The 16,362-nt window shown below is 60.0% G+C and carries 19 protein-coding genes; 10 read left to right on the forward strand and 9 right to left on the reverse strand.

Annotation, left to right across the window (positions count from 1 at the left end; all coding sequences use genetic code 11):
* The first annotated feature begins 290 nt into the window (after nt 1-290).
* Nucleotides 291-1,355, forward strand: coding sequence for a DMT family transporter (locus ACSQ3D_RS23770; protein ID WP_056419640.1), 1,065 nt, complete (start codon nt 291-293; stop codon nt 1,353-1,355).
* Between the two features lie 71 nt (nt 1,356-1,426).
* Here the strand turns inward: ACSQ3D_RS23770 and ACSQ3D_RS23775 are convergent, their stop codons facing one another.
* On the reverse strand, nt 1,427-3,835 hold the full coding sequence (locus ACSQ3D_RS23775; protein ID WP_056419913.1) for a heavy metal translocating P-type ATPase: 2,409 nt from the start codon (nt 3,833-3,835) through the stop codon (nt 1,427-1,429).
* Between the two features lie 183 nt (nt 3,836-4,018).
* Here ACSQ3D_RS23775 and ACSQ3D_RS23780 point away from each other — a divergent pair, with 183 nt between their 5' ends.
* Both ACSQ3D_RS23780 and cueR read left to right on the forward strand, forming a co-directional pair.
* A complete protein-coding gene (locus tag ACSQ3D_RS23780; protein WP_056419638.1) occupies nt 4,019-4,210 on the forward strand; it encodes a heavy-metal-associated domain-containing protein in 192 nt (63 codons plus the stop codon).
* A 101-nt stretch (nt 4,211-4,311) separates the two neighbouring features.
* The gene (gene cueR, locus ACSQ3D_RS23785) at nt 4,312-4,872 is read left to right on the forward strand and encodes a Cu(I)-responsive transcriptional regulator (RefSeq protein ID WP_063459138.1); all 561 of its coding nucleotides are present in this window, start codon (nt 4,312-4,314) and stop codon (nt 4,870-4,872) included.
* A gap of 98 nt (nt 4,873-4,970) precedes the next feature.
* Here the strand turns inward: cueR and ACSQ3D_RS23790 are convergent, their stop codons facing one another.
* The 6 genes from ACSQ3D_RS23790 to ACSQ3D_RS23815 form a co-directional block, all read right to left on the reverse strand.
* Nucleotides 4,971-5,264 (reverse strand): hypothetical protein, encoded by a 294-nt coding sequence (locus ACSQ3D_RS23790; RefSeq protein WP_131798401.1) that lies wholly within the window; start codon nt 5,262-5,264, stop codon nt 4,971-4,973.
* A gap of 78 nt (nt 5,265-5,342) precedes the next feature.
* Nucleotides 5,343-5,684 carry a copper-binding protein gene (locus ACSQ3D_RS23795; protein WP_056419633.1) on the reverse strand — a complete coding sequence of 114 codons (342 nt, stop codon included), beginning with the start codon at nt 5,682-5,684 and terminating at the stop codon, nt 5,343-5,345.
* Nucleotides 5,685-5,722: 38 nt separating this feature from the next.
* Nucleotides 5,723-6,208, reverse strand: coding sequence for a cupredoxin domain-containing protein (locus tag ACSQ3D_RS23800; protein WP_056419630.1), 486 nt, complete (start codon nt 6,206-6,208; stop codon nt 5,723-5,725).
* Nucleotides 6,209-6,243: 35 nt separating this feature from the next.
* Nucleotides 6,244-7,656, reverse strand: coding sequence for a multicopper oxidase family protein (locus ACSQ3D_RS23805; protein ID WP_436128547.1), 1,413 nt, complete (start codon nt 7,654-7,656; stop codon nt 6,244-6,246).
* A gap of 19 nt (nt 7,657-7,675) precedes the next feature.
* The gene (locus ACSQ3D_RS23810; RefSeq protein WP_436128528.1) at nt 7,676-9,109 is read right to left on the reverse strand and encodes a TolC family protein; all 1,434 of its coding nucleotides are present in this window, start codon (nt 9,107-9,109) and stop codon (nt 7,676-7,678) included.
* Nucleotides 9,106-9,423, reverse strand: coding sequence for a hypothetical protein (locus ACSQ3D_RS23815; protein ID WP_436128529.1), 318 nt, complete (start codon nt 9,421-9,423; stop codon nt 9,106-9,108). The genes ACSQ3D_RS23810 and ACSQ3D_RS23815 overlap by 4 nt, the downstream gene beginning before the upstream one ends.
* Before the next feature lie 144 nt (nt 9,424-9,567).
* Between ACSQ3D_RS23815 and ACSQ3D_RS23820 the strand changes: the two genes are divergently transcribed.
* From ACSQ3D_RS23820 to fliE, 4 genes are all read left to right on the forward strand, one after another.
* Nucleotides 9,568-10,254: a heavy metal response regulator transcription factor gene (locus ACSQ3D_RS23820; RefSeq protein ID WP_436128530.1), complete on the forward strand. Its 687-nt coding sequence runs from the start codon at nt 9,568-9,570 to the stop codon at nt 10,252-10,254.
* Entirely contained in the window at nt 10,251-11,657 is a 1,407-nt protein-coding gene (locus tag ACSQ3D_RS23825; protein WP_436128531.1) for a heavy metal sensor histidine kinase, read from the forward strand. The genes ACSQ3D_RS23820 and ACSQ3D_RS23825 overlap by 4 nt, the downstream gene beginning before the upstream one ends.
* Nucleotides 11,650-12,912 carry a hypothetical protein gene (locus tag ACSQ3D_RS23830; protein ID WP_056419621.1) on the forward strand — a complete coding sequence of 421 codons (1,263 nt, stop codon included), beginning with the start codon at nt 11,650-11,652 and terminating at the stop codon, nt 12,910-12,912. Before ACSQ3D_RS23825 ends, ACSQ3D_RS23830 begins: the two co-directional genes overlap by 8 nt.
* Before the next feature lie 239 nt (nt 12,913-13,151).
* The gene (gene fliE / locus ACSQ3D_RS23835) at nt 13,152-13,460 is read left to right on the forward strand and encodes a flagellar hook-basal body complex protein FliE (RefSeq protein ID WP_015012923.1); all 309 of its coding nucleotides are present in this window, start codon (nt 13,152-13,154) and stop codon (nt 13,458-13,460) included.
* 142 nt (nt 13,461-13,602) lie between these two features.
* Here the strand turns inward: fliE and ACSQ3D_RS23840 are convergent, their stop codons facing one another.
* Nucleotides 13,603-14,127: a DUF4148 domain-containing protein gene (locus ACSQ3D_RS23840; protein WP_056419619.1), complete on the reverse strand. Its 525-nt coding sequence runs from the start codon at nt 14,125-14,127 to the stop codon at nt 13,603-13,605.
* A 95-nt stretch (nt 14,128-14,222) separates the two neighbouring features.
* The gene (locus tag ACSQ3D_RS23845) at nt 14,223-14,594 is read right to left on the reverse strand and encodes a hypothetical protein (RefSeq protein ID WP_082493285.1); all 372 of its coding nucleotides are present in this window, start codon (nt 14,592-14,594) and stop codon (nt 14,223-14,225) included.
* Between the two features lie 527 nt (nt 14,595-15,121).
* On the opposite strand from ACSQ3D_RS23845, the gene ACSQ3D_RS23850 reads away from it, so the two are divergent.
* The 3 genes from ACSQ3D_RS23850 (at nt 15,122) to ACSQ3D_RS23860 (ending at nt 16,332) form a co-directional block, all read left to right on the forward strand.
* On the forward strand, nt 15,122-15,463 hold the full coding sequence (locus ACSQ3D_RS23850) for a four-helix bundle copper-binding protein (protein ID WP_056419612.1): 342 nt from the start codon (nt 15,122-15,124) through the stop codon (nt 15,461-15,463).
* A gap of 28 nt (nt 15,464-15,491) precedes the next feature.
* Nucleotides 15,492-15,905: a DUF305 domain-containing protein gene (locus ACSQ3D_RS23855; protein ID WP_235504080.1), complete on the forward strand. Its 414-nt coding sequence runs from the start codon at nt 15,492-15,494 to the stop codon at nt 15,903-15,905.
* Between the two features lie 190 nt (nt 15,906-16,095).
* A complete protein-coding gene (locus ACSQ3D_RS23860) occupies nt 16,096-16,332 on the forward strand; it encodes a DUF2933 domain-containing protein (protein ID WP_082493284.1) in 237 nt (78 codons plus the stop codon).
* The last annotated feature ends 30 nt before the right edge of the window (nt 16,333-16,362 follow it).

Consider the following 16,362-nt stretch of genomic DNA (forward strand, 5'->3'; position numbering starts at 1 on the left):
ACTAGCTTGCTGACTCGCAATCAGCATTGGCCGACTGTCTGCTCAGTATTCCGGTGGACGCGCGTGTCTGCCGGACCGCGTCGAGTGGTGCTCCACAATTCTTGGCAACTTTCTGCAGTATCCGGGAAGACTGAATTTGGATAGGCCGATGACCGCGATTCCCGAAAGCTGACTATCCTCTCCTTGCCGAGCAACCGACCACTGTCCTTACTGCCTGACCTTGACGAACTTCAGGGTTCATCAAGCAAGAGAATATCACCACGAGGATTCATGACGAAATCACCTGCACCATGAAGCGTGAACTTTTGCGTCTCCCTGCCTTGCGCGGTGGCTTTCTCGCCCTCCTGGCGGCGGTTCTTTTCGGCATCAGCACGCCTGCGGTCCAGAGACTGGGTGCAGGGCTGGGGGCGTTCACGACGGCCGCGCTTCTATACGCAGGAGCAGCTGTGGTCGGAGCCTTGTCCTTGCGAACCGCAGCCCATGAGGCAAGGTTGCAGAGATCCGACGCCTGGCGTCTCTTAGCTATGGCGGGGATCGGTGCGGCCCTGGGCCCGGTCGCCCTGGCCTGGGGCCTGCAGTACACGAGCGGGGCCAGCGCATCGCTGATGCTTACGTTGGAGGCGCTATTTACCGCCACGCTGGCCTGGTGGCTGTACAGCGAAACCATGGACCGCCGCGTGTGGGCCGCCATGCTCTTGCTGCTCGCAGGAGGAATGGCGCTCGTTCTGGACCAGGGCCTGCAAGGGGGCGTGCAGTTGCTGGGACTGCTTGCCGTGCTGCTGGCCACGGTCGCCTGGGGGGTGGACAACACCTTGTCCCGCGGGCTGGCTGAGCGCGACCCCAGCCAGGTGGTGATGGCCAAGGCCACCTTGGGAGCCGCTGCGACGGCAGCATTGGCTGTTTCGACGGGTGAGCCCTTGCCGTCGTTGTATGCGGCACTCGGGCTTCTCGCCGTTGGCGCCACGGGCTACGGCCTGAGCCTGCGCTTTTACCTTCTGGCCCAGAGGGCGTTTGGCGCGGCGCGGACGGGCTCAGTGTTCGCCTTTGCCCCCTTCATTGGCGCTGCCGTGGCTCTCGGCCTCGGGGACCGCTCTGCGGGATGGTTGATGCTGCTGGGCGGCATATTGATGCTGGCGGGAGTGGCACTGCACTTGGCGGAAAGCCATGGTCACGAGCACACACACGAAGTGCTGGAGCATGAACATGCTCACCGGCACGACGATGGGCACCATTCACATGTGCACGATGTTATGCCGAAGAGCAGCCACAGTCACAAGCACACCCATGACCCTATGACCCACGCTCACCCCCACGCACCAGATGTGCACCATCAGCACGTTCACAGAACCTCTTGAGTCGGCCTGATTGCGATGGACATACGCGGTCTGCATCTGACAGGATCTGTTGTCGGATCTGGCGCTCGTCCTTACCTCTTCCAAGAACGCAGCAGCAACGCATTGGTCACCACACTCACGCTGCTGAGGGCCATAGCTGCTCCCGCCACCATGGGATTCAACAGTCCAAATGCAGCCAAGGGGATCCCGACCACGTTGTACGCGAATGCCCAGAAAAGGTTCTGACGGATCTTTGCGTACGTGCGCCGAGAGATGTCGATGGCATCTGCGATCAACGCGGGGTCACCATGCATCAGCGTGATCCCCGCAGCATGCATGGCCACGTCGGTGCCCGTGGACATGGCAATTCCCACATTCGCCGCAGCCAGAGCGGGCGCGTCGTTGATGCCGTCACCCACCATCGCAACGTGCCTGCCACCTGACTTGAGCTGCGCCACGATATCCGCCTTGCCTTCCGGCAGCACATCAGCACGAACCTGATCGATGCCCAACGCGCTGGCTACTGCGCTTGCGCTTCCCTTGTTGTCCCCGGTGACCAAGACGGTCTGGATGCCCAGAGCATGCAGTTGGGCAATGGCCTGTTGTGAGCTGGGCTTCACTGTGTCTCCAAATGCCAATAAACCCATCACTTCTGGCGCATCGGTCACGTCAGCCAACCAGGATACTGTGCGGCCCTCTTGTTGCATCTGTACTGCAGCCCCGGTCAGACTGGCCATGTTGACATCCAACTCCTCCATGTAACGTGTACTCCCGAGGCGGATCTGGCGTCCTTTGATGACAGCAGACATGCCTCTGCCAGCTACCGCTGTGACCTCAGTGGCACGAGGAACGGTCACACCCTGGGTGCGTGCAGCGTCCATCACGGCCTTGGCCAGTGGATGCTCGCTGCCGTTCTGAATGGCCGCAGCAAACGGCAGTAACTGATCCTGGAGGCCTTCGGCAGGCATCGCAGCCGTCAAAGTGGGCTTCCCCTCGGTCAGGGTGCCGGTCTTGTCGAACGCCACGGTGTCGATGTGGTGGGCAACCTCCAGTGCTTCTGCATCCTTGATCAGAATACCGTGGCGTGCTGCAACGCCGGTGCCCGCCATGATCGCGGTGGGAGTAGCCAAACCCAGCGCACAAGGGCACGCAATGACAAGTACCGCGACAGCATTGAGGATCGCCTGTTCCCAGTTGCCAGTGGCAAAGCCCCAGCCCATCAGTGTGATGGCAGCAAGGCCGAGCACCACGGGCACAAAGACCGCACTCACTTCATCCACAATCCGCTGGATGGGAGCCTTCTTCGCCTGCGCCGACTCAACCATCCGCACGATGCGCGACAGAGTTGACTCTGCGCCTATCGCAGTCGTCCGTACCAACAACAAGCCCTCCGCGTTCACGGAGCCTCCCGTCACCTTGTCACCGACGTGCTTCGCCACAGGCAGGCTCTCCCCGGTGATCAATGACTCATCCACCTGGCTTGCGCCTTCGATCACCGAGCCGTCTACCGGGACTCTCTCCCCTGGGCGGACAACCACCGTATCACCTACTTTCACGCGTGAGAGTGGTAGATCAATGTCACCGGCATCAGTGCGCACACGTGCAATTTCTGGGCGCAGCGCATGCAGCGCCCGGATCGCTTCGGTGGTTTGTCGCTTGGCTCGGGCTTCCAGCCACTTCCCGAGGAGCACTAGCGTGACAATGACAGAGGAGGCTTCAAAGTACAGGTGGGGTGTGCCGTGCTCAGCGTGCTTGACCAGCAGGTACAGGCTCAAACCGAACCCGGCCGACGTACCCAATGCGACCAGCAGATCCATGTTGCCTGCGCCTGCACGAAGAGCCTTCCAGCCAGCGCGGTAGAACCTCGCGCCCAGCCAGAACTGCACAGGCGTGGCCAGGGCCAGTTGAATCCAGCCGTTGAGTGTCCAGTCTTGACCGAACAGCATGCCAAGCATGGGCAATACCAGGGGGAAGGACAGACCAGCGGCTAGAGCGACAGGCCACCAGGGCGCCGACTGCTTGTCGTGTTCAGTGGGAGTGTTCGTATCCGCCACCTGCGCCTCATAGCCCGCCTTTACAACGGCGGCTACCAGGCGTTCGGGAGGCAATCCTGCATCGAAACGAACCTGCGCACGCTCCGTGGCTAGATTGACTTCCGCATGCTTGACGCCTGGTACACCCTTCAGCGCTTTTTCGACACGTCCCACGCACGACGCGCAGGTCATCCCACCGATCAAAAGCTCCACGGACTCTTCCGCTATTGCGTATCCAGCCTTTTCGACAGCCGCAGCCAAGGCCGGGACCGGCACCGTGGAGGCGGCAACCACGGAGGCGCGCTCAGTAGCAATATTCACGGTCACCTCACGGACCCCAGGGACGGCTTTGAGGGCCTTTTCAACCCGTCCAACGCAAGAGCCGCAGGTCATGCCAAGTATCGGAAGATTCAGGAGTGCGATAGATAGTGAGGCGGACGGCCCCGCTTCATGGGCAGAGGTGTTCATAGTAATCTCCATGTGGTGTTCAACTCCGGCGTTAGCCGGCAGAGTTCGAACTTTCAGGGTTGACATGATGGGAGACGCAAGCGAGCCGCCGCTCCTTGTTTGGATATCTATCTGGCCACTTGACCTTGCCCCAGTGGCAAACCGGAGACTGAAAGCCTCTTAACTTTTTCCAAGAGGCGAAAAATGCATGAATTCCAACTCCCCGACATGACCTGCGGACACTGTGCTGGGATGGTGAGCCAGACGCTTCAGATGACAGACCCTGAATGTAAAGTGCAGGTGGACATGTCCAAACGCATGGTCACTGTGCAAAGCGCGGAAGATCGCAAGACACTGGTCGAGGCGCTGACCGAGGCTGGATATCCGCCCGCCTGATCTAGGCTTTACAAAACGTAGTATTCGGAGCGCTTGACATTGACACGGTGGTAAGGGCCAAAGTCCTTGCTACCGTGTTATTCCATTGCACAGGAGCATCCATGACCACACTCATGAACATCGGCGAAGCGGCCAAAGCGGCAGGTGTATCGGCCAAGATGATCCGCCACTACGAGCAAACAGGTTTGTTGCCAGAAGCTGAGCGCAGTGAGTCTGGCTATCGAAAATACGGTGAGCGCGAAGTTTCGGTACTGCGTTTCATCCGCCAGTCGCGCCGCCTCGGGTTCTCCATGCCCCAGATTGCGGAGTTGATCGGCCAATGGGGTGACACGCACCGCACCAGTCGGCAGGTAAAGGCGATTGCGGAGCGCCATCTGGCGGATCTGGAGGAGAAGCTGCGGGAGATTATCGAGATGAAATCAGCCTTGGAGCAGTTGGTTTCTGTGTGCGCTGGCGACGACCACTCGAACTGCGCAATTCTTGACAACCTGGCGGCGGACAGTCCCTCGAAGCCCAACCACAACGCAAGTTTCGTCAAGCCGACTCGGCGCGGAGCCAAGGTTTCCAGAGCGCACTCTGGTGTGACCGACACGCCGACGAACAGCCATCTAGACCTTATGACGTGGATGCGCGGAGTCCACGTACATCGGAGCGGGCACTGAACTAGGCCCTGAGGGGGGCTTGCGAAGCCATCACCTTGCACCACGATTGCGGCCCGCCCGTACTTGGGTGGGCCACGCTTGTGGCCCACCCGTTTGCATTACTTAGGCGTGGAGCCCGGAGTGGCTTCCTTGTGCGGCATGGCTTCACGCGCATTGGCCTTTTCCTGACCACGGGCTTCGGCCTTGCTGGTGTCGGCGATGCCAGAGCCTTCACCCCGCGCCGTACTGCCATCCTTGGTCCGCTTCACACCGGTCGCAGGACGGGCCTTTTTGTGTTCCTCGCCATGCGCTTGCGCCTTGGAGTTGGTGTAGGGCGTGGCCTCTTGGGTGTCGCCAGCGGCGAATGCGGACGATGCGGCGGTCATGGCCAGGGCGATAAGGAGAGTTCTCATGATTTTTCCTTGGTAGGTTGACGTGCGAACAGAAGAACGCCCCCTTTTCTTGAGGGCGTATCGAGACACTTTTTGCGCTTACTTGGCAGGCTCGATGGCGGTGACCACCATCTTTCCGCCCTCGTTGATCACCATGAAGCGGATCTTGTCGCCGACCTGCGCCTTGTCGAGCAGGGCCTTGTCCTTGGCAGCAAACACCATGGTCATCCCCGGCATCTCCAAGTGCTTGATGTCGCCATGCTTGATGGTGATCTTGCCGGCGTCCTTGTCGATCTTGCGCACCTCTCCATCGGTCATGGAGGCTGCGGTCGTGGATGCGGCTTTTCCGGCGTCTCCAGCGGCCTGCGCCACGGCCGACAGCGGCATGAGAGTGACCAGCGACAACATAGCGCCGATCAATAAAGTGTTTGCGTTTTTCATACGAGCTCCTTGTTCAATTGCGTGCAGGGATTCCCCGATTACTTCTTGACCACCGTGACCTGGCCCTTCATGCCTGCGTCGTAGTGGCCTGGGTACAGGCAGGCGAACTTCACTTCGCCAGCCTTGGTGAACTGCCAGATGATTTCGCCTTGCTTGCCGGGGGCCAGCGACACCTTGCTGGGCTCGTCATGCTCCATGTCCGGGAACTTCTTCATCGTCTCGTAGTGCTCCTTGAGTTCGGCATCGGTGCCCAGGCTGAACTCATGCTTGACCTGGCCACTGTTCTTGATCACGAACTTGACCGTTTCGCCCTGCTTGACGGAGATCGCGGCGGGCGTGAAGCGCATGGTGTCAGCCATGTCCACGTTGATTGTGCGACTGACTTTGGAGGCTTTGCCTGGTTCGCCGATGGCTGACTCCTCGCTTCCATGGCCGTGACCGCCGCTGTGGGTACCGCCCGCAAAGCTGTTGAAGGACAGGGCCACCAGGGCGGAGGCGGCGATCAGGGAAAGAGTGCGTTTCATAGTTACCTTGGGTTGTGGATGAGGAAAGGAGGCGATCAGTGGCCGCTGTGCGAAGACGGCTTTTTGACCTTGACGACAGTGTCCGAACTGGACTTCTCTTTGCGGGGCATGGATTGGCCGCCCTCGGCCTTGAAGCGGGCAGGCTCCGCCATCGGGCCGGTGTACTCGTACGCCACCGTGCCCTCTGGGTTCTTGTACCAACCCGGATTTTTGTAGTCGCCCGGTTTCTGGTCGCGGCGTACTTTGACGACGCTGAACATCCCGCCCATTTCGACCGACCCGAACGGGCCTTCCCCGGTCATCATGGGAATGGTGTTGTCCGGGATGGGCATCTCCATCTCGGTCATGTCCGCCATGCCCCGTTCGCCCATGACCATGTAGTCGGGAATCAGGTTGTTGATCTTCTTGGCCACGCCCCGGTGGTCTACGCCAATCATGGTGGGAATGTCGTGACCCATTGCGTTCATGGTGTGGTGGCTCTTGTGGCAGTGGAATGCCCAGTCACCTTCTTCGTCCGCGAGGAACTCGATCTGGCGCATCTGGCCCACGGCCACGTCGGTGGTCACTTCATAGAGACGGGTGCTCTTGGGTGTAGGACCACCATCCGTGCCCGTCACCAAAAACTCGTGACCGTGCAAGTGCATCGGGTGGTTGGTCATGGTGAGGTTGCCGATGCGAATACGCACCTTGTCGTTGAGCCGGACGTTCAAGGAGTCGATGCCAGGAAAGATGCGGCTGTTCCATGTCCACAGATTGAAGTTCGTCATCTCTGCAACCTTGGGCGTCGCGGCCCCGGGCTCAATGTCATACGCACTGAGCAGGAAGCAAAAGTCTCGATTCACTTCATCAATCAGCGGATGCTTGGTCTTCGGATGCGTGATCCAGAAGCCCATCATGCCCATGGCCATCTGGGTCATTTCATCGGCATGCGGGTGGTACATGAAGGTGCCCGGGCGGCGTGCCACGAACTCGTAGACGAAGGTCTTGCCCGACTGGATTGCGGGCTGGTTCAATCCAGCCACACCGTCCATGCCATTGGGCAAACGCTGTCCATGCCAGTGGATGCTGGTGTGCTCGGGCAGCTTGTTGGTCACAAAAATGCGAACGCGGTCGCCTTCCACCACTTCAATGGTGGGACCAGGACTCTGGCCGTTGTATCCCCACAGGTGGGCCTTGAAGCCAGGGGCCATTTCGCGCACGACGGGTTCTGCCACCAGGTGGAACTCCTTGACCCCCTGGTTCATGCGCCAGGGCAGCGTCCAGCCGTTGAGCGTGACCACCGGGTTGTAGGGGCGCCCGGAGTTGGGAACCAGGGGCGCCATGGTGTCTGCGCTTGTCTGGTACACGGGTTCTGGCAGTGCGGCCATTGCCACGCGGCTCACACTCGCTGCGGCCACGGCCCCTCCGGCAATGCCAGCAAACCGGAAAAAATCTCTTCTTGAATTCATGTTGGTTTCCTTGAGGGGATCAGTGGCCTGCACCGGCTTCGGCAGCGGCTGCACCGCCGCCCGAGACGCCAGCGCTGGTTGGCTTGCCGATGAGAGAGGCCTGAAGGGCGGCATCCGCCAGCCAGAACTGCTGCTCGGCGTTCAGGGCCGCCATCACCGAGTTCACCTGGTCGCGGGAGTCGGCAAGCAACTCGAAAACGCTGATCAGCATCCCGTTGTAGCGAAGCTGGTTTTCTTCGGAGATGGTTTTTCGCAGGGGAATCACCTCGTCGCGATGGTGGCGCGCGATGTCATACGCCGTGCGGTATGCGGAGTAGCTCTCCCGAAGGTTCGAGCCCGCCGCCCGTGCGGTTGCTTCCAAGCGGTTGGCCGCAGCCAGGGTCTGCGCGTTCATGGCGTCGCGCCGCATGCCTCCCCAATCGAAGATGGGCAGCTGCAGGCTGATCTCAAAGCCGCGCCGCGTGGAGTGGGTGTTCTCGGCGGCATCAAACACCGAGTCGCGCCGCACCCCCAGCTCAATGTCCGTGAAGGTCGTAATCGTGTTCCAGCCTTGTGCGCGTGCGGCGGCGTCGTAGTCGGCCTTCGCAATCTGCAGATCCAGCCGCCCCTTGGACGCCTGACGGCCCGCGTCCGATGGGGACAGCGGCTCCTTGGGCAGTGTAGGAAGACGCTCAGGCAACTTGAGCTGCTGGGCTTGGGCTTCGTCCAGACCCAGCAGCCGCACCAGCTCCTCACGAGCTGCCGTGACCTGGTGCTGGGCGCTGGCCAGCTGGGTCGCCGTGTCGGCGTAGAACGCTTGCTGGCGTACACGGTCAAGCTTGTTGAAATTGCCCACCGCCTGCATGCGCTTGGCCAGTTCGGCACTGGCCTGGGCACTGGCGACGACCTGTTGGGTATAGATCAGCGTCTGTTGTGCAGCGACAGCGCGTACCCAGGATTGCCGAACCTGAGTGACCTGGTCCACTACATCGCTGCTCAGGCGCAACTGGGTCTGCTTGATGCGCTGCTCGGCGATGCCTTTGCGCGTCGGCAAAGTCAGCAGGTCCAGCAGGCCGAAGGACAGAAGGCGGCCGATCTCCGTCTCGCTGCCCAGGCGAACGCGCTCCAGGCTCAGGATGGGGTTGGCGATGCGGCCGGACTGGGCGGCTGTGGAAGCGTCCGCCCAGTTCTGGGCGACGATGGCCTGCAGGGATGGGCTATTGACGAGTGCGAGTTGAACAGCATCCTTCTGACTGAGCGGCTTGGCCAGCAGATCCGAAGCGCGCTGACGCAAGGTATCGCGCTCGTTCTGGTCCCGGGCCAAGGTGAGCTGGCCGTCCGTGAAACCGCTTGCGGCTGCGTTGGCGCTGGAGATGTTTTGCTCCAGATTCACACTGGCGCAGCCAGACAACACCGCCACTGCGGCCACGGCGATCACGAGTTGGGCGCGGGGCATGCGCAAGCGGCGGTTCATTGTTTGCCCCCGTGGTGTGCATCATGGCCCTGCACGGGTTGTTCCTGCCCGGTTGCCGGTGCCGTCTGGCGCATTTCCTTGGCATAGGTGCGCCAGCCTCCGATCTCGCCCACCTTGTCATTGGCCGCTTTCCAGGGCTGGACGGATTGCTCTTTGTAGGCTTCGTAGCCCGAGAGGGCTGATCGGTACGAAAGCTGATAGTCCACCTTGGCGGATTCGCCCTCTGGCATCTGAGCCAGAGCCAGGGACGGCGCTATTAGCGCGGCGGCCAGCCAGGGGGTTGATATAGGTCGTGAAAGCCAGGAAATTTTCATAGGTTCACCATGCGTTCTTGATGCAACGCATTGTGTGATCCCAAGGCTTCCGCCGACATAACGGCTTAATTACATCTTTGTCATCTGAAAGAAAGCCCGCGATCTGCAGGCACACTTGCCGTCATTCGCAGACAGGGAGATCCCGTGAAGATATTGATCGTCGAGGATGAAATCAAAACCGGCGAATACCTGCGCCAAGGCTTGCGTGAGGCAGGGTTCAACGCCGATCTGGTTCACAACGGAGTCGATGGCCTGCATCTGGCCCAGGAAGGTGACTACGACCTGGTGATCCTGGATGTGATGCTTCCTGGGATGGATGGCTGGCAGGTGCTCACCAATCTGCGTCGCCGGGGCCTGGAGATGCCCGTACTGTTTCTCACGGCCAAGGATCAGGTGCAAGACCGGATCAAAGGGTTGGAACTGGGGGCGGACGACTACCTGGTCAAACCGTTTTCCTTTGCCGAGCTATTGGCGCGAGCGCGCACCATCCTCAGGCGTGGTCGCAATGGCACCGAGGTGACGGTCCTCCAGGTGGCCGATCTAGAACTAGACCTCTTGCGGCGGCGAGTCAGCAGATCTGGCAAACGCATCGACCTCACGGCCAAGGAGTTCGGACTCCTGGAGCTGCTGATGCGCCGCCAAGGGGAAGTTCTGCCGCGCTCTCTGATCGCGTCGCAGGTGTGGGATATGAATTTCGACAGCGATTCCAACGTGATTGAGGTGGCGATGCGCAGGCTTCGGGCCAAGATTGACGATGCCTATGACGCCAAGCTGATCCAGACGGTGCGAGGCATGGGGTATGTGCTTGAAGCGCCGCAGGAGAATGCGTGAAAGCCCGGTACTCGCTCACGACACGGCTGACGGTCTTTTTTACTTTGGCGTCCGCCCTGGTGCTGATCGGTTTGGGGACTCTCGTGGCGATTTCCATCGACCGACATTTTGTGGAGCTTGACCGCGATGCATTGCGTGACAAGGTTCACCTGACGCGTGAGGTCATCGGCAAATCGAAGTCGCCGCAGGATCTGAAGACGCGGCTGGATGACGTTTTGCACAGCCATGAGGGCCTCTTCGTCACCGTGCTTCGCAATGGTCAATCGCTGTACTCGACGGAAGACTTTGAGTTTCCTGCGGACTTGAGCGTGCGGACCCAGCATTCCCGCTTGGGGGTCGCCTCGTGGCGAATCAAGGACCGTGAGTACCGGGGAATGTCCGAAGCCGTGACGCTGCCTGATTCCGCAGAGCCGCCGCTGCAGGTCTGGGTGGCCGTGGACATTGCTCACCACAAGCACTTCATGTACGAATTGATTTGGGTGCTTGTGGGCTACGTGGCATTGGCAACACTGGTGGCCGGGGTCCTGGGCTGGTGGGCCGCAAAGAATGGATTGGCCCCCCTTCGCGCCATGCGGTCCCGCGCTATGGCCATCACGGCACAGCGACTGGATGAGCGGATGCCAACCCAGGAGTTTCCGGTGGAGATGGCCGACCTGGCGACCACCCTCAACGAGATGCTCCGGCGCCTGAAGGAGGAGTTCGACCGCCTGTCCGAGTTTTCTTCGGACCTGGCTCACGAGCTGCGTACGCCGATCAACAATCTGATGACACAGACGCAGGTCACACTCAGCCAGGCTCGCTCCTCTGAGGAGTACCAGGACATACTGGCCTCCAACGCCGAGGAGTACCAGCGCCTGGCCCGCATGGTGGCTGACATGTTGTTCCTGGCCAAGGCTGACCACGGTCTCATTCTTCCCAGCACGGAAAGAATCGCGGTCCATGATGAAGCTCAGGCTTTGTTTGACTTCTACGAGGCCTTGGCAGAAGAGAAGCAAGTCCGACTGCAATTGATCGGGACGGCGGAGATCACAGGCGACCGGTTGATGTTGCGCCGGGCGCTCAGCAATCTCCTGTCCAACGCCATTCGCTACACCCCACCAGGCGAGCTGGTGGTCGTGGACATCCAGGGGGGCCTGCACGGAACCACCGTGGACGTCGTCAACACTGGACCTTCCATCGAGGCGCAGATGATCCCCCGCCTGTTCGACCGCTTCTTTAGGGCGGACAAGTCGCGCAAGCAGCTGGACTCGGACGGAGCGGGGTTGGGCTTGTCCATTACCCAGGCGATTGTTCACGCACACCGGGGACGGATTTCTGTGAGTTCGGCGGATGGCAGGACTTGTTTTTCGATGTATTTCCCCAGTGCACAGAGCATTGGCAAGCACCTCACGACAGATGCATGACCCCCTGGCAACCCTCATAGACTGCTGGAAGGCAGACCCGAGCAGCACCTATAACACCTGGTTCCTGTGGGATCAGAGGATCAAGAACTTCCGCTCCATCCGCCGAGGCATCGCGCAGGTGGTGCAGGACATACGGGGCGGAACGTTTGGCAACGCCTACCGAGGATCCTCGCTGGAGACGATCGTGGGTTCCGTGGCAGAGCAGCGCCAGATTTTCAAGGGAGCGGACCACGCGTTCCTCTGGAAACCCAAGCTGCGGATTCCGGACATCTACGAGAACGCGAGCAACCAGCTCGCCTTCGCAGATCTTCTTCACACTTGCGATCACTGCGACTGCGCAGAAGACGTGGTGGCCGCCATACAGCGCATTGATGCGATTGGCATCAAAGGCTTGGGCCCAGCAGTCGCCAACTTGCTGTATTTCATCCACCCAACGCTGGTCTCCCCCTTCAACACGGCCATCGTCAATGGTTTCAACGCGGTGACCGGGGGGCGCGTGAAGCTCGGACGCTGGGACCACTATCTCTCGATGCGAGAAGGCTTGCTGCGCCTGAACGCGCAGTACCGGCTGAAACTGTCGAATGATCTGGGCGCGATTGCAGGACTCATGTTTGACATTGGCAGTGGCCGATATGCAGCGCCGCCACAAGCAATGGATGCAGCGGCGACAGCTCTCTGGCAAGAAGACCTTGAACGTGTGCGCCAGGAATCCACCGCATTGCAACGGGAACTGTCCCAAGCGACCGAGAGTGATGCGACCCACACGGGTGTCCAGGCCTCGCTGCGCGACCTGGGCAAGGCGCTCGGATTTGAGGTCTGGATCGCGTCCAACGACCGGGGCCGCGCCTATGGCGGGGGGTTGCTGGGAGATGGATGCATGGCGCAGTTGCCCGCCAGCCTGGACCGAGGACTGGAGTCCGTGCGACTGATCGATGTTGTATGGGTTGATCCCCAGACCTCGCAATTCGCCGCCGCATTCGAAGTCGAACACACCACGTCCATCTATTCGGGCATCGTACGCATGCTCGATCTGGCCCTGGGCACGCCGGTTGCAGGCAACTGCGCCCTGTTTCTGGTGGCTCCAGACAATCGCAGAGACAAGGTCGCTGAGCAACTTCAAAGGCCCGCCTTCTCCAGGGTGTCGGAGCTGGGGATCCGTTATCTGCCCTACAGCCAGCTGGAGCAGAACCACGCCTCCATGAGTCGCTTTGGGTCCAGCATCAAGCCGCTGCTGGAGATTTCGCAGCGGCTGTGAGCCACGGCTATTTCGTGCGGCGCGCTTCGCTGCGCTCGGCTCTTTGGGCCCCAGGGATGCGGCGACCCACGGCGATGTCGGCAAGATGAAGTTTCTGTTATCCCGAACGGTGGGATTGACGGGTGGCGCCTTGCGTTGCGAAAGCTACAGATCGAACTCCAATCTCTACGATTGGGCGTTGCCTCGGTACAGATTTCGAGGCAGAACTTCGCAAACTCTTCGCCCCAGAAAGCCTCGGCATGAACGTCACGACAAAGCCATTGGATGCACTATTGCCTGTCAGTTCGCTGGGAAACTCTGTGCCCAAAGCACCGAGCATCCAGGGAGGCGGTTTTCTGGACGCGATGAAGCAGGCGCTTTCAACCACAAGCCAGTTGCAGAGTGAGTCTGGTCGCCTAAGCCGCGAGGTCACATTCGGCAATCCCACGGTCAGTCTTGAAGAAACGATGCTCGCTGGAGTCAAGTCGAACATCGCGTTTCAGGCCACGCTTCAGAGCCGCAACCGCATTGTTCAGGCCTACACCGATGTGATGAACATGCAGGTCTGATGCTCGGAGGTCGGAGCAATGCAAAAGCAGATGTCGCACGCACTTGCTGCTGGCACCGCAGACGTGCATGGCGAGCCAACTGGAGATGGGCCTGTTTCGAAAGACCCCTCCAGATCAGCAGCCGACCGCCCGGAGAACCTGTTTAGAACCCAGGGGCCTTGGTGGATTCGTCCGAGGTGGCGGCCACAGCTGCATGGTGCGCTGCGTGGTAGCGGTCAGGATAGATTTCATTGAGCTTGCGGCCGTCTTCGCCCACAGCGATGATTTCTCCTTCGCGGATGGCGCGTGCCAACTCACTCTTGACTTGTTCCCGCGTCTTCAACGACTTGCCTGCCACGATCGGATAGCGACCAGACATCAACTCATTGCGTTTGACTCCGAATTCACCGGCCACCATGATGTCACCCGTACGGATAGCCTGCTCCAATTCTTCCCGCACTTGCTCGCGGGATTTGCTAGCCTGAGTCGAAGTAGTCGAGCGATAGGCTCCCGGGTTGATTTGCTTGAGAGTCATCCCCGAGTCGCCAGGGGCAAGCATCTCGCCGTTTTGCTGAGCCTGCGCCAATTCAGCCAGTACTTGTTCGCGCGTCTTGCTGACCGTTTGGTCTGATGCGAACGCGGGAGCTGCGATGAGGGAAAGGATGATGAGCGTGGACTTGAGTTTCATGATGGGGTTTCCTTTTTGGATAAATGGTGATGGTTGAAGTGCAACCGCAGGCCGGTTTTGGAGCGAACGCGGGTGCCGGTGATCGTTGAGAGGGTTCAGGGCAGTTGGCGGGCGTTGACCCAACCTGCCTCGCCGCCGATGTCACGCAGGCCATCACTGGTCACGGGATTGCGCTTGGAGGTTTGCAGCTCATCCAGAACTTGCTGGCGGGTCTTGGTCAGCTTGGGGCCCGGAACGAGCGGATAAGTGGCTGGATAGCCACGGCTGATCCAGTACAGCGAACCGTCCTTCTGAGCGGCCAGTACGGTGTTTTCAACCGCTTGGCGACTGACTGCGTTGCCCAAATGGTCTGCGGCCAGGCTGACGCCTTCTTCCTGGCTAGGGCTTGCGTGATAAACGGATGTCGCAAACGACGCTGTAGCGGATGCAGCAAGGCTGGCGACGAGGATTGCGGTACGAACTTTCATGATGGTCTCCTGTGACGCCGGATGCCCGGTATGGTCCATCCAGGTGGCGTTTTGTGCGCCACGGAAAGAAGTCTAGAAACCGCACGCCGACTTAGAGGTGACGGACGGATTACGCTTTTGACAGGAGAGATCCGTGGGTCACCGGAGCGAAGCAGCAAGGCGGCTGAAGCTCCGATGTACTAGCGGAGCGCTGCTATTGAAGCGCTGTGTGAGCGCCATCACCATGTCGCTGAGAGCGCAGCGCCGATCAATGCCCTGCCTGCACTTTTTTTTGCGAGGCACGTCCATGGCATTGAACGTTGGACACGAGAATTTCGCCGCAATGTGACGCCGTGATTACGACTCTGATATCTCTGCGTAATGTTCGAGGGCAATGCGGCGCAAATGACTCGTTTGCGAGGGCAATCGTCGGTGACAACCTACAGCGCGACCTGCCTTGAGCGGCGGAAGATCCTTGCACCGCGCAGTCAATCGCGCGGATTCAAGTTGATCCATAAAGCCCTTGAACCTACCCTCAGGAGAACCCAATGAACCATACCAAAAACCGCTTCATGTCGTGCATCGAGGCCTGCCAGGCGTGCGCGACGGCGTGCAACCAGTGCTTCGCCGCGTGCCTTCAGGAGGAGGATGTGAAGATGATGGCGCGCTGCATCGCACTGGACGCTGACTGCGCGGCGATCTGCGGCTTTGCGGCTGACGCCATGGCGCGCAACAGCGAGCACGCGGCTGCCATCTGCGCGCTGTGTGCGCAAATCTGTAAGGCCTGCGCCGAGGAGTGCGCCAAGCATGAAGCTGACCACTGCAAGTCCTGTGCTCAGGCTTGTCTCAAGTGCGCCCAGGAGTGCGACGCCATGGCGCGTGCCGCTTGATCACGTTGCTCAACACTTGGAGAACACCATGAAGAAGTTCCCCGCTTCCCACTCGCTCACCGCTGCCGCTTTCGTTGCTTGCAGCTTGTTGTCGCCCCTGTCTGTTCAGGCCCAGACCGCACCCCATTCCGGCATGAAGGGAGCCGGCATGGATCAATCGATGCCTCAGGGCAAGATGGACATGAAGGCCATGATGAAAGAGAACAACGACAAGATGGCGTCTGTGCCCATGTCGGGCAACCCTGATGTGGACTTTGCCCAGATGATGCGGGTCCACCACCAGGGTGCGATTGACATGGCCCAGGCCCAGTTGCGGGCTGGCAAGGATCCCAAAATGCTAAAGATGGCCAAGGACATCGTTGCAGCGCAGAAAAAGGAAATCGCTGAACTGGACGCATTTCTGGCCCGCAGTGGCAAGGCACCTGCCGCTCCCGCCAAGTAGTCCTCGGTCCGATGTCGCAGCCCTGGGTCTTTGAATCGTCGAAATCCAGGTCTGTGCAAGTCGATGTTGTTGCAGTCCGGGCCGTTGATTGAAATCAAGGGTGGCGGATGTTCATGCTTGACACTCCCACCGTGTTAAGCCCTATCGTTCCCACGAGGTCCACCACCTGTGACCTTTGTTGGAGAACACCATGAACCACAGCCACACCACTGAGCATTCTGGCGCTACAAAGCCTTCAGGCAGCAGCAACAAGTTGATCGGTGCAGTGATCATGCTTGGACTGATCGGGGCATTCTTCCTGCTCAGAGAGCACTGGTCGCATATCGCAGGTTATTGGCCTTACCTGCTCTTGTTGGCCTGCCCGCTAATGCACCTCTTCCACGGACATGGGAGCCACGGTTCGCATGGCGGCGGATCAGACCGCTAGTACTCCCGCGCAGGACAAGATACTCATCTT

It is taken from the genome of Acidovorax sp. LjRoot117 (genome assembly GCF_964252695.1).
GTDB lineage: Bacteria > Pseudomonadota > Gammaproteobacteria > Burkholderiales > Burkholderiaceae_C > Acidovorax.